General features: G+C 61.5%; 8 protein-coding genes. 2 read left to right on the top strand and 6 right to left on the bottom strand.

The features are described 5' to 3' along the window. Positions 1-84: 84 nt before the first annotated feature. On the top strand, positions 85-1,620 hold the full coding sequence (gene xrtD, locus AC5STI_RS20240) for a VPLPA-CTERM-specific exosortase XrtD (protein ID WP_495448060.1): 1,536 nt from the start codon (positions 85-87) through the stop codon (positions 1,618-1,620). Positions 1,621-2,139: 519 nt separating this feature from the next. Then, on the top strand, positions 2,140-2,604 hold the full coding sequence (locus tag AC5STI_RS20245; RefSeq protein ID WP_495448061.1) for a hypothetical protein: 465 nt from the start codon (positions 2,140-2,142) through the stop codon (positions 2,602-2,604). Positions 2,605-2,693: 89 nt separating this feature from the next. Here AC5STI_RS20245 and AC5STI_RS20250 read toward each other — a convergent pair whose 3' ends face one another. The 6 genes from AC5STI_RS20250 to AC5STI_RS20275 form a co-directional block, all read right to left on the bottom strand. Further along, positions 2,694-5,903: a LamG-like jellyroll fold domain-containing protein gene (locus AC5STI_RS20250; protein ID WP_495448062.1), complete on the bottom strand. Its 3,210-nt coding sequence runs from the start codon at positions 5,901-5,903 to the stop codon at positions 2,694-2,696. 531 nt (positions 5,904-6,434) lie between these two features. Then, the gene (locus AC5STI_RS20255; protein ID WP_495448063.1) at positions 6,435-8,438 is read right to left on the bottom strand and encodes a hypothetical protein; all 2,004 of its coding nucleotides are present in this window, start codon (positions 8,436-8,438) and stop codon (positions 6,435-6,437) included. Between the two features lie 311 nt (positions 8,439-8,749). Then, positions 8,750-9,424: a sugar transferase gene (locus AC5STI_RS20260; protein ID WP_495448064.1), complete on the bottom strand. Its 675-nt coding sequence runs from the start codon at positions 9,422-9,424 to the stop codon at positions 8,750-8,752. Between the two features lie 690 nt (positions 9,425-10,114). Next, positions 10,115-11,527 (bottom strand): oligosaccharide flippase family protein, encoded by a 1,413-nt coding sequence (locus AC5STI_RS20265; protein ID WP_495448065.1) that lies wholly within the window; start codon positions 11,525-11,527, stop codon positions 10,115-10,117. 9 nt (positions 11,528-11,536) lie between these two features. Further along, the gene (locus tag AC5STI_RS20270) at positions 11,537-12,307 is read right to left on the bottom strand and encodes a sulfotransferase family 2 domain-containing protein (RefSeq protein WP_495448066.1); all 771 of its coding nucleotides are present in this window, start codon (positions 12,305-12,307) and stop codon (positions 11,537-11,539) included. A 128-nt stretch (positions 12,308-12,435) separates the two neighbouring features. Beyond that, a complete protein-coding gene (locus AC5STI_RS20275) occupies positions 12,436-13,392 on the bottom strand; it encodes an endonuclease/exonuclease/phosphatase family protein (RefSeq protein ID WP_495448067.1) in 957 nt (318 codons plus the stop codon). Positions 13,393-13,415 lie beyond the last annotated feature (23 nt).

Genomic DNA, 13,415 nt, shown 5'->3' on the forward strand with positions numbered 1-13,415 from the left:
CAATTCGCTAGGTCTCCCGTCATGCCCGCCGGACGCTCTTTCGCCCCCCAAGCCGCTCTTGCCGGACGCCTGCGTCCGGGAGTGGTGCTGCTGGCTCTGCTGGTGCTGGCCGGCCTGCCGGTGTTCTGGATGGCGGCGGTGTCGCTCGGGGAGATCTGGCTCACCCCGGAGTACAGCCACGGGCCTCTGATCCCGCTGATCTCGCTTTACCTTTTCCTGCGCGAGCTGCGGGACAAAACGCCTCTGCCCTCCGGCACCCCTGCTGACCGCCGTCCCGGCGTTCTGATCGTCATTGCGGCGCTCCTGCTGGGGATCCTGGGCAATGCCACTGCGGTGCCGGACGTAGTGTCCTATGCCCTTATCATCTGGGTCGGCGGCCTTGTCCTCCTGAGCTTTGGCTGGGCGGAAGGGCGCCGCCACCAGATGCCCGTCCTGCACCTCATCTTCATGTTGCCGCTGCCGCAGATCCTGTACTGGAAGCTGACAATCTTCCTCCAGGGTGTTTCCTCCGAACTGGGGGTCTGGTTCATCCGGCTGGCGGATGTACCGGTCTACTTGGATGGCAACATCATCGACCTGGGGCCTTACAAGCTGCAGGTGGCCGAGGCCTGTTCGGGCTTGCGCTACCTGTTTCCGATCCTCAGCTTTTCCTACTTGATGGCAATCCTGTACCGTGGTCCCTACTGGCACAAAGTGCTGCTGTTTCTGCTTGCCGCGCCGCTAACAGTATTCATGAATGCCTTCCGCATCGGAGTGATCGGTGTGCTGGTCAATTCCTACGGCATCGAGCAGGCCGATGGATTCCTGCATTTTTTCGAGGGCTGGGTGATCTTCGGCGCCTGCGTCGGGCTGCTGTTCCTGACCGCCCTGCTGCTGCAATGGCTGAACCGCACCCCGAAAACCCTGTACGAAACCATCGACCTGGACTTTCAAGGGCTCGGCCCGCAAGCAGCACGGATCTTCCGCCTGCCCGCAAACCGCGCCCTTGCGGCTGCCGTCGTGGCCAGCTTCACGGTCTCCGCGGCCTTTGTGCTGTTGCCGCGCCCCGAGCCCCAGGTACCGCCGCGCGACAGCTTTGCCCTGTTTCCCAGCCGCCTCGGCGCGTGGTCCGGCTATTCCGGCACCCTTGATCCGGAGGTGGCCGAGGTTCTGGGTGCCACCGATTACATCACTGCGGTCTACAGCACCCCAGACACCGCGGCCCCGGTCGAATTCTTCGCTGCTTGGTATCACAGCCAGACCGAGGGGGAGGGCATTCACTCGCCGGAAGTCTGCCTGCCCAATGGCGGCTGGGAAATCTTTTCCTTGAAACAGCACAGCGTCACCATGCCCGGGACAATCTACGGCACCTTCACCGTGAATCGGGCCGTTATCGAGAAGGGGCTGCAGCGGCAACTGGTCTATTACTGGTTCGAACAGCGCGGCACCCGCATGACCAATGATGTGACGGCCAAGTTCTCTGTTCTGCGCGACACTCTCCTGCGCGGGCGCAGCGACGGTGCCATGGTGCGTTTTGTCACCCGTATCAACGAGGGAGAAACCGAAGACGCCGCCGCCCGCCGTCTTGAAGCGCTGATGGCACAGGCGCTGCAATCCCTGCCACGTTACATTCCGGAATAAGGCGGAGAGCATATTCGGTACGGCGATCACCGGCAGCCTGCCACTGCGACCAAGCCAGCCTTAAGAGGTACGCCGGATGAGTAAGTTTTTACGGCTTCCGGCAAGGAGCAACCGGAAACGCCCGGCTCCGCTGTGTCACGCAGGGACACAAGTCTTGCGGGTGTCCAGCAATACCTGATGTGTTCAGGTTCTTTACTGTCCTGCCGCGCTAGGGGCCTAGTGATCTGTGATTCGCCCCTTTTTCACTGAATTCGCCCAATTTATGCACAGCCCTCCCGGCAGCGGGTAGTTTCCGCTAAACGCGGGACCGGAATTCCCGTTTTTTTGCCCCTTGCATCTGCAAAATGTTCTTTGTCTGCAAAATTGGGGTGTCATGGTTAAGGAATTATTGCCAGCCGTATCCAACTCAGGTATCCCTAACCACGCAAAGGCAGGTTTCCTGAAGCATGAGAAGGGATTTGCCAAAGGTACGGGCACCTCTCATCACGGTGCAGGTTTATCAATTTTGAGGATGGTAAAGTGATTAAAAGTCTCAAATACGCAGCCGCAGCAGCAGTCGCTGCACTTGCTCCCGTGTCAGCTTCGGCACTGACCTTTTCTGGTACTCTTAGCGACGGTGACACGTTTGCCTTCTCAGACGGCACTGGCTCGCTCGGGGCAATCGCTTTCACATCTGAAGGCCCGGGCAGCATCACTCTGAATATCCTGAATGACGTAGGCGCAAACCTGCGGCTGGCCTTCGACACCCTGTTCAACTCGCTGACCGGCGCGACCTTCACGCTGGACGGAAACGCAGTTTCGCCTGACTTCGGCGCCAATATTGCCTCCGGCACCACCTCGGAGCTGGTGATTTCCTACGGCAGCTTGGCTCCGGGTGCGAATATCTCGTCAACCCTGGCTGCTGTGCCGGTCCCGGCTGCCGCAGCTCTGATGCTGACCGCACTGGGTGGTCTGGCTCTGGCCCGTTTGCGCAAGCAGGCCTGATCTAGCCAGCCGCCACTCTACCGTTTCAAAGAGCGGCTCAGAGAGCCGCTCTTTTTTCATCTCCGTCGGCCTGCTGCACGGCGCCCCTCTCAGAACAGATCGAAGTGATCGGCATTGACGTCCGTCATGAAAGCAAAGTCGTCGATCTGCCCTTCGAAGCCGCGGCCCCATTTGCTGCCCAGGTCCAACCCCCAGTATTCCCGCTCCGGTGTCTGGCCGCCTGCGGCCACGGTATCGGCAAGCACGCCATCGACGCTGATCTGCAGCACTCCGAGGCTGTCTGAATAGGCAATTTCGACCGCATGCCACCCCCTGTCCGCTAGGACGTCGCCATCGGTTGCGACTTCGAACTGGCCTTCGGAGGTTGTCATCCGGAACACCAGGTCATCATCCGCCACATCGAGCCGGAATGCCTTGTGCACGCCGAAGACCGACCGCCCGTTTTCAGACTCACTTTTCAGATCCAACGCAAAAACAAAGTCATCCTGCTCGTAAAGCGCATCGTACTCGCGTGAGACTTCGGCGGCGGCGGGGCCGGAGGTGACCTGAAGCACCTGCGAGCCGCGCTCTTCGCTGAAAACCAGGTTCCCCTCGGGAGTGTCAACCGTGGCACCCCCGCCCGAGAGATCAGCAAGCTGGCCGCCCTCGAAATCGAAGGCAAGCACCGCCTCTCCGGAAAGGTCATGGGCCGCGAAGTCATAAGTGCTGCCCGCCCCGGGCGCGCCGTCCTGGATCTCGCCCGCGCTGGAGACGCTGATGTAATTGACCATGGCATCAAGCGAGCTATCCGCCCAAGGGTGGCCGAAGCTGACCCCCCAGTACTTGATTTCCGGGGTCTCGCCGCTATGCGTTCCGCTGGCGGCCAGGGTGCCGTCCACAATCAGCTGCAGGCTGTTTTCAGCACCGTCGTATGCAATACTGATCGAATGCACCTCCTCGTCCCAAGCGGCCGGGGCAGTGGCGATCTGTTCCCAGCCTTCGCTGGTGTTGAGGCGCAGAACCAGCTGCCCGGCCTCGTTCAGAGTCAGTTCCAGAGTATCGTGCAGATAAACAACCGTGCCATGCCCGCCGGCCTCATTGAGCTGCAGGTCGAAGGACAGGCTGAAGGCCTCTGCCTCATAGAAAACATCGTTCTGGCGGGTCAGGGTGAGCTGGTTCTCACTGATGTTGATCCCCTCTGGCGTCCAGGGGCCGGGGCCGGACAGGCTGTAGTCGAGATCGATGGCCTCCACCCCGCTGGCATCCCAGAACAGGTGTCCCAGGAAACTGGGTTCGGCATCGGGGCCGAGGTCATAGGGCTGGCTGCCATCCCGGGAGATGCTCTCATTTAGAAAATAGACGTCCTTCACATGAGCAGGCAAGGTATCCCCCCAGGTGCGCCCGACGGTCAGCCCCCAGTATAGTTTTGGGTTGGTTGTGCCATGGGCTTCAATAGAGTCGGTCAGCTTGCCGTCGGCCATCAGCGCAAGGCTGCCGGTGTCACCGTCATACACGAAATTCAAGTGATGCGGCTGCTCATCAGCAAAGAGGGCTTCGCCGCTGATGAGGGTGAATTCCCCCTCATCAGTAATGAGGGTGAACCACACGTGACCGTCCGTATCGATGCGGGCAGAGAAGGTGCGGGACAGCTCGAGAAAAGTCCCCTCTGCACCGTCTTCGCGATCGATGCTAATGCCCAGATTGAAGCTATCGAGCGCGAAGAGACCGTCGGTGGAACGGGCCACCTCAAGGTGCGCCTGGCCGCCGATCTGCAGCCAGCCGTCCTGAACTGCTGCTCCGCCCGCAAGCGCGATGCTGGCCTCCCCGTCCGCAGTGTCCGCCCACTCCTGACCCGAGAATGTCAGGTCGAAGACACGCGGGGACTCGATATCGATGCTGCGGCTGATGACATCGCGCGACCCGTCGGGCAGAGTGGCAACCAGGACGTAGTCGTGCCGGCCTGCGGTTTCGAAGTCGTGCTCCACCACGGCGCCGCTCCTGGTGGTGCCATCCGCAAAGATCCAAAGAAACTGCGCGCCATTCTCAGCAGCGTAGCCGTCCGGCCCGCGGGAAAACTCCGCCGACAGCGTCACCAGCGAATGATCGAAATCGGAAACCGTGACATCCGCCACCGCCGTCAGGCTGTCCGCATCTGAATCCGCCCAGGTCAGCCAGCTGCCTGCAACACCATTCAGCGGGCTGTCCGGGCGCAGCATGAGATCGCGCAGATCGCCATCGCCGCCTGCTTCCGCATTGATAAAATGATTCCGGAAATCATTTTCCGGGTTATCCCCGGTGCCTAGAACCGTATTGCTGCCCGCGTTCTGGACCATGTGAGCGATGTTGTTCTCCACAACGGCTCCGATACCGCCGATGTCGATCACCCCGGCCTTGCCTACAGCTGCAAAAGACCCGTCTTTCTCCACGCTGTAGGCGCTCTTATTGTACAAGACGGTATTGTTCCGGACAACGGCATCCTTTGTGTGGTCAATGGCGATGGAATTATAGTGGGACCCGAATATAACATTTCCCGCAATTTCTATGTTCTGAAAATATAATCCATTTTCCTCGAATTCACTATTGGCACCAAATATCATTTGATACTGCGCGCCACTTCCAGTATTCAATATATTTTCAGTGATTGAAATATCCTTGTTGTTTATAGAAATGTTCCGCCCCCACAGCTGAATAAAGTCGGAGTGATTGAATTCCTGAGTGGAACCGAGGAAGTCATGAAGGTGATTGCCTGCCACCTGCATGCCGTCCACCCCCCCGATCCTGATGCCATCACCCTGCATCTCCTTCATCTCGTTACCCTTAACGGTCACGTCGCGACAATCCAGGAAAGCCAGGCCATGGTTAAAGCCGGAAATAGTGTTGTCTTCGAAAATAATCGCTTCCGAGTCCCGCACGACGGAAGAATTTGCTGCAACTTCAAAGTTTTCAACGGTACCGGGCGGGCCTTCGGCGGCGCCAGTCATCTCACAGTTACGGAAGGTGATCCCGCTGCAGCTATTGAGGTTTATCATGCCGCTTGCCCCGTGGGACGCCCCGTTTTCGAGGTGCATGCTGATATCCTCGAATGTGACGTTTTCGATCCCTTTCATTCTCACCATGTCCATCGAGGCCGGCGAGTCGGGATCGAGGGAGCGAATCGTGACCGGGGCCTCATTCCAGTGCTTCTCAATATCCCAGGCTCGGAATTGAAACGTCGTGCCGGACGCAAGCAGGATTTCCCCGCCTTCACCTGCCGACATTGCCTTATACGCAGCATCCAATTCTTCCTGCGTGCGGCACACCACTTTCTGATATTCCATCATGACCATGCCCTCTAATTCAGTGCGTTTAGCTTGGGCTCTGGTTTACGCACCCGAACGGGACAATCAGCGGTTGGATTCGGACATTAGTATGTCTTGCTTGCAGAACTTTAGGAAAATGTAAGGATTTCAGGTTAGGTCCGCAGCCGCTGGAGGCTGCTTGGCCGCCGGGCAGGGCGGCCGCTTCTGGCAGTCATGCAGGCGGAAGGCACGGCGACCTGATCTCTTGCGCTGACCGGGCGCGTCTTAAGAGAGCTTCTCACCTCTTGTGGAGGAGACCTCTCCAAAAGTCAGGCTTATGGGGCCGCATGGCCGCCAGTCTAGACTGGGTGCCAGGAAAGCAGGCCCCAAGGTTCTGGCAGTATTAATTTCGGGTATGATTACGGGGTTTGCCGCCGCGGCTCTGGGGTATGCGGCGGCGGGGCTGCCGCTTTGGATCGGCGTGCTGCTTTATCCGTCTGCGGGCGCAGCCGGAGTTGTGCTGACCGCTTACTCGCTGGCGCTGAGCGGCCCGCAAAGGCCGCTTTCCCGCCGTCAGACCGCGTCTGCACCGGTTTTCCAGGCGTGCGCATTCACCGTGGCCGTACCGCCTGCAATTTCGGCGTGCGGCGGATTGCCCGGCACGGTGCCGTCTGGTGCAGCCTCAAACCAGACCGCCGCGCGCTGGACGGTCGCCTCGGTCTGATCGGAGCCAAACGCCTCCGCCAGCAGTGCCACGCGGCGGCTGGTTTGGAACGCGGGCGCGGCGGAGCTGAACGCCTCATCAATGACCAGCACGCCATCCGTCCACACCCGGGCATAGCCCGCGGCCAGATCCACGGAGCAGGTAAAGGTGGAGAGCGCTTCCGTCACAAAAACGCCGGTTGCGCTGGATGCGTTGTTGACCATCGTGGCGCCGGAGCCGTCCTTGACCGTCATTCTGAGGAAGTTGTTCGGCAGCACCGGCTGGAGGCGGAGCTGCAAGCCGTTGATCGAGAACACCGTGGGGGAGCCATCCGCAGGATCTGACGCCAGCACAATGTCAGCTGTGAATGTGACCGCGCTGGTGCCCGCTGGCACGGTGGCTGGATCCACGAAATAGGGTCCGGCAGCCGAGGCAGTGAAAGAGGGTGCGCCGGGCACGGTGGAGGCCATCACTGCGTCATCGGGCAGATGCGCCAGCGGCAGCCCGGGCACGTCCGCGAGGCCCACATCCACGATGGGGAAGTTACGGTAGAGCGCATTTTGCGAGTCCTCGGGGAACAGCAGGTTCCCCGAGCCGCCGCCCTCGCCGAAGCTGACGCGGCTGAGATTGGTGAAAGACCCGCTGTTGGGGTAGACCCGCACCCGGCCCGCCGCCAGCTCGGCACGTTCGGCAGGCACCCCATCCACCTGCACTCCCAGCACTTCGGTCCAATGCGGGTATGTAGCGGGCAGCGCCGGATCGCCTGCCTCTGCCCGCAGGGTGGTGATGGGGCCTGCGCTGCTCCAGAACTCCATAAAGGAGCCGTCCGGCTGCCATTCGGCCTGGTCGATCACCGGCAGCGCATAGCTGGTTAGGCCTGCGCCGCGCAGGATCGTATGGGCGGTCTGGCGCGCGCGGGCATTGATGCCGTCATCAGTCCAGCCGGAGGGGTGGGTTCCATCCGTCCAGCCGCCCGTGCCATCCGGCTCGCCGATGCTGTGGGCATTGAGGTGCATCCCCACGCGCGAGACGCGGCTCGAAAACGCCGGGCTCTCCAGAAGATTGCGCCACGAGCTGGTGGCCCGCTCCTTGTTGAGAAAGTTGGCCTGAACACCGCCGCCCGCATAGGTAGTGGCGTTCCGCAGATCGGTTGCCGAGTAGTCCTCGAAACGATGTGCGCCGCCCATGCCAATCCATGTGGGGCCTTCGCCGCCGAACATGTCGCGCAGGGTGCGGGAGACGGCCCAGGTGTTTCCGCCAACCGTCAGGCTCAGCGGCGCACCCTCGGAATAAGTTAGCAATCCCCCGTTCAGATCACGGCCCCAGAGGTAGGCCGCAAATGCCTTACCGTAATCATCCGCATAGGCCCCGGGCCCGGCAAACCACGAGTGCCAGCCCCACTGCACTGGCACCCCGTCCGCCGTGGCGGCGGCATGGACCTCCCAGTCATCCTGCCAGCGGCGTTTCGGCGCCTCGGGGTTGCTGGGCACAAATGCATCGTCCATCACCTCGCGCGGCTGCGTGCCCGACTGCACCAGCATCACCAGATGCACCTCACGGCCCGGCAGATGGCGCATGAACACATTCGCCATCGCAACCATGCCGGCGGTCACCCGGGCATCGCCTGCTACCGCAGCATCGTCCAGAGTAACCGATTGAACCCCCGGCGCGCCGTCAGTCACCCTGTTGTGCCACCAGAAGGTCACAAGGCCCTGAGCCACCAGCGGCTCGGGTGCGAGGATATTTTTGCCAGAGCTGATGACGTAGAAGTCCTCGCTCTGACCTAGAATGACAGCCTTAAAGGGGCCGCCAGCGCTGCTCTGGCGGCGCTGGCAAACCGTGTGCCCGGTGACGGAAAAACCCACCCCAAGCATCACCGCCGCTCCGCATTGATTGCTTGGCTGCCAGCGACGACTGTCCTGGTCATGCTTGCCCGGCATGCAAGCATGAGGAGCGGGTGTGCCAGCCCGTTACTGCAGCGTAAAAATTGATCAACCCGATGCATGAAAGTCTCCCGGCAGTTTTTGGCTCCGCGGCGAGCTGCTCAGGAAAGGGTTGATAGCTGTAAAAAGAAAAGATCTGGAAAAGCGGGCGCACGCCGGTTGCCGCCGCCGCGCAACACCCGCTGCTTTCGCAATGGGGAAAACCGCCTCTTCAGCCGGAAGCGCGGCTCAGGCAGCGGGTCTCAGTGCCCGGTTGCCTTACACACGACAACAACTGTCCTGGCCAGAATGGCGGCATCCGTCCTGGCAGACAGACGGCGCAGATACTTGCTGTCATAAGAGGCACGCTCTGCAAAGGTGCTTTCATTGCGGGCCGAAACCTGCCAGGCGCCGGTAATGCCCGGACGCAGCGCATAGTAATCCTGGCCAGGGTACAGATTTCTCTGCGACACCATCATCGGGCGCGGGCCTACCAGGCTCATCTCGCCGGTCAGCACATTCCACAGCTGCGGCAGCTCATCCAGGGAGGTCTTGCGGATCAAATGGCCCACCCTGGTGATGCGCGGGTCGTTTTTCAGCTTCTGTGTCCGGTCCCATTCCGCCCTAGCCTCCGGGTTGGCCTCCAAATAGGCGTTCAGCTTCTTGTCCGCATCCACCACCATCGAGCGCAGTTTCCACATGCGGTAAACTTTACCGCCCCGGCCAAGGCGCAGTTGCGTGTAAAACGGGCTGCCGCCATCGCGGGCAATCAGAGCCATAAAGGGGATCAGAACAAGAGCAACAACTGGTGCCACGCAAAAAACAGCCAGGATGTCGAGCAGCCGCTTTCCAAAAGACGCATAATACCCAGAGGGAAAACGCTTCTGTCCCTTCAGTACCAGGCCTGTATCCGCAGCCGGTGCAACCAAATCATGCATTAATCAATACCCTGTAAATCCAATACCGCGTTCCCCTTTGCCAGGAGGAGGATTCGCGCGGCCATGCCGTTAGCCTTTAATTAACTTAGTTATAAATTTTACGAACATGGCATCAACCGTTAATACACCTCAAACAAGAAGGTTCACGGGGCAAGGCAGACAGGCTGGCAGGATCCAGAAAACAAGCTGTCTCAGATCTCCCGCCACGATTCAGCACGCGGCCCTTGCGCAGGATTGCCTTATAGTACCAAAGGCTTATCTCATTCAGCCAGGCACCTTATGATGCCGCACGACCATGGTTTTAGCTGTTGCTGTGACTCATCCGGCGGCCATTGAACAGCATGTACGTCTGCGTAACCAGGATCGCAATGAGCATGACTGGCCACACGAGGCACAGGAGCACCCCGATTCCGTGATAAGCCTTTCTTCCATAAGGGTTTTTTGCGCTTTCTAGACATGTCATGATGACAGAAAACACTGCCACGCAAATATATGCAGAGGCTAGGATATAGATAACAAGCATCACCAAGTCGCCCTCAGAATCAAAACTCCGTCCCCTTGGAACTTCTACCTCAAACAGGTGAAACATGTAGTCAAATTAGAAACAATGAGCTTAGAAGGTGGCGATTGTGGCTGTGATGCAAGGCCCAGCTGCCTTGACTTAAGCTAGCGGCCCAGACCGGGGCAGGCTCAGGCCTCCGCTTTGCGCAGATGCTGCCGGAACGCCCCCCCGGCCGCCAGAAGCAAGACAAAGAACACCAGGGTCAGCAGAGTACAGCCTGTGACCCAGGCCTGCGGCAGGCCAATCGAGGGGGCCGCCGCCGCGGCCCCAGCGGTCAGCACCCCTCCCAGCGCAGCCATCAGGCTAGGCAGAAGCGGCCACAGCGCAATCCGCACACGAAACTGCATCAGAACCACTGACAGAACACCGCCGATGGCCTCAGCGGCAATGGCAACGGCAAGGATCGCCGGCAGCCCGAAGCCTTGCACAGCCAGCCACCAGGTCAACCCGAGGCTAGCTGCACGAACCGCGTTTGACACCAATGCGTTCACGGTGTGCCCGCAGGCCAGCGCCACTAAGTTCGGGCCGCTTTTGAACACCCGCAGCCCCTGTTGGATTGCCAGCCAGACCAGCATCCAGGAGAGCGCGCCATAGGCCTCCCCTAAGGCAACCCTGACAAACCACGGCCCCAGCAGCAGCGTGCCAGCGATCAACACCGCACCGCCCAAAATATTGCCCTGGATAGCCGCTTCAGCGGCCCGCTGAAATGGCACCGGGCTGGCGGCCCGGGTTTCCGCAGCCCTGCTGAGCGGCGTCAGAAACAGGTTCTGGACGGACTTGGTCATCACCAGCGTGGGCGTCAGCGTCAGCGTCACCCCCATGGCAAAGACCGCCAGCACCTCAATGCCCAGCTCCCGCCCGACAATCACCTTGTCGCCCTGGAACACCAGGAACAGAAGCCCCCCGTTCAACAGCAGCGGCCACCCGAACCGCAGGGACTGGCCCATCACCGCCCGGTCCAGCACCAGCCGGTAGCGCCGCTCCGCAGTCAAATGCGAGGTCGCCGTCTCCAGAACCGCCTGCAAAAGGAGCGCATAGAGCATGACCCGGTAGTCTCCGAGCCAGGCCGCCAGCGGCCAGAGCGCCAGCAGCGACGCCAGCGCGGGCAGCCCTCCGGTCAGCAGCAGCGGTGCAAAGCGCATGTCGCGGTTCAGCCGGTGGATGTCAAAATGCTGCAGGGAGCGCAGCACCGGCACCAGCGCCATCACCTGATAGGCCCAGGCCGCCTGCGGAATGTGCATGAAAGCCGCGATCGGTTCGGCCAGCAGGAACAGCGCCGCTCCCGCCAGCACCCCGCGCAGCACTTGGAACCCCTGCAGCGCCGCCTGGAACCGCGGGTCATCTCCTTGCCGGTCCTGCACGATCTGCACCTGCAGGCCGAACTGGGTCGACATCTCCACCACCGCCATGGCGATCGCAAAGGTCGATGCGATGCCGTAGTCCGCCACCGGCACCAGCCAGGCCAAGGCTAAGTTGCGGGCAAACAGCATCATCGAGGTCGCTGCATTGCCGGACAGCAGCAGAAGGATCTTGCGCAGCATCGGCAGCCGTCAGACCTTGCGCAGCTTCTGGCGGAGCTTGCGCTTCAGCCGTGCAACGGGCTGCTGTGCCGCGGCCAGGGCCCGGTCGCGCTGCGCCAGGAAGTCCGCACCGATGGCCGGGGGCGGCGTTTTGGGCAGCTTGTCATGCAGGCTGTATCCAAACCGCTTGTAATCTTCCGCATAGATGGAGGCGATCAGTTCCAGCTCCGCATCACCTGGGACCACCCGTTCCCGGCCCGTGTGCACAAACTGGCCCCGGGTGTTTTCCGGGAGAATAGCCCGCGGGCCGTTTGCCCGGCCGGCCAGCTGGTCGAACCAGGGCACCAGCGCATCGAGCCCATGCTCCATGTGAAAGACCGTGGCGCCTTCCGGCACGATGTCGCTCATCGGGCGGGCATGGTTGTCATAGGCAAACGGGGCTTCGGCATATTGCGCCTCAAGCCCTTTCAGCCAGTCGCCGAAACTGGTGCCGCCGGGAATGGAGCGCTCCACTTCAAGCTGGAAATGGTAGATGCTCACCACCCGGGCCACCGGGTGCCGCACGATGGTGAAAATCGCCGAGAAGAACGACAGGGGAATCAAGTGTTCCAGCACTGCGGCATCGACATGCTGCGCCGAGGACCGGGTCCAGCGGCAGTGTTCCGGCCGTTTGAAATAGGTGTTGTCCTGAAAGGCAAGGGGGCCGAAGCGCTCATTGATGTAGTAGCCAATGGACGTGCCGCCGCATTTCGGAACATGAGCGTAATAAACGAGGCTGTTATCAATTTTGAAAAATGGCATGAGGCGTCTCATCGGAGAAGGGCGGAAGGAAGAAGGGCGGCGCTGAAAGACGGGGGCAGCAAAGGCGCCTCAATCTTTCGGGCCGCCGGTGGAAATGCAAGGGAAAGTTAGCTCCTGTCCGGGGACGCTCAGGGAGGAGCTGCCGACGGCAGCGCGATCCGCGCCAGCAGCCCCCGATGATTGGAGCCCAGCTGCTCTCCCCAAGGCGAAATATCCTGGAACACCGCAGCACCGCGCAGCAGGATGTGATCGATCGGCAGCCCTAATCCCCCCAGCTCCCGCGGCCAGGTGGCAATCGGGAGAGCGGGGTGGCGCAGCCCTTGCGTCTGCTCCAGGCTGCGCAGGCTGCGGCTCCAGGGGGCGGCGTTGAAATCCCCCATCACGATCAGCGGCCGCTGCGGCGCCCGCGCCAGAACGGCGCCGATCCAGGCCTGTTCCATTCCGGTCATGCCCAGATACCAGGGCTTGATCCGGTGCAGGGCAACAATCCGCACCCGGCCCGCCCCTGGAAGCTGGGGCTCGAAACTGGCAAACCGGTCAGGCCCGGCAAAGGTGTCAAACAGCAGCGGCTCCCCGATCGGGACGCGGGACAGGATCAGCAGCTCGCAGGCTCGGGCGGAGGCGCAGCCTGCCTGGTACGGGTAGTGCGCACGCAGGCCCGGCATCACAGGCCGGGCCGACAGCGCCTCGGCCAGCACGATCACATCGGCGCCAGAGGCGCGCAGCGCCGCCTCCAGCCGGGCAGGGGGCACCGGGTTGTCCTTCTCGAGGTTGAACCACAGCACCGTCAGCCCGGCCCCCGGCGCGCTGCTGAGCGGCAGGGCCCGGGCCCGGTAATCCAGGATCAGCAACCCGCCCCCCAGAGCGGCCGCCAGCAGGCAGGCCAGCCCGGTCCGCCGCAGCCCCAGGCCGGCCAGCCCGGCGCCGCCCACGGCCGCCAGCGCCAGCAGATGCGGGCGCAGGCTGTCCAGCATGCGCAGGACAGTGGATAGCAGCGGGCTGCCGTCCGGGACCAGATGCCCAAACAGCCCCGCGGCCAAGGCGCAGGCAGTGAGCAGCAGGCAAGCGCCTGCCAGGCGATGCATCCAGGGCGACATCATCGTCAGCG

This window comes from Leisingera sp. CC-HEC096 (genome assembly GCF_059429235.1).

Excerpts from the sequence above, each read along its gene's own strand:
- AC5STI_RS20250 (WP_495448062.1), bottom strand. The coding sequence starts at position 5,903 with ATGATGGAATATCAGAAAGTGGTGTGCCGCACGCAGGAAGAATTGGAT.
- AC5STI_RS20255 (WP_495448063.1), bottom strand. The coding sequence starts at position 8,438 with ATGCTTGGGGTGGGTTTTTCCGTCACCGGGCACACGGTTTGCCAGCGC.
- AC5STI_RS20260 (WP_495448064.1), bottom strand. The coding sequence starts at position 9,424 with ATGCATGATTTGGTTGCACCGGCTGCGGATACAGGCCTGGTACTGAAG.
- AC5STI_RS20265 (WP_495448065.1), bottom strand. The coding sequence starts at position 11,527 with ATGCTGCGCAAGATCCTTCTGCTGCTGTCCGGCAATGCAGCGACCTCG.
- AC5STI_RS20270 (WP_495448066.1), bottom strand. The coding sequence starts at position 12,307 with ATGCCATTTTTCAAAATTGATAACAGCCTCGTTTATTACGCTCATGTT.
- AC5STI_RS20275 (WP_495448067.1), bottom strand. The coding sequence starts at position 13,392 with ATGCATCGCCTGGCAGGCGCTTGCCTGCTGCTCACTGCCTGCGCCTTG.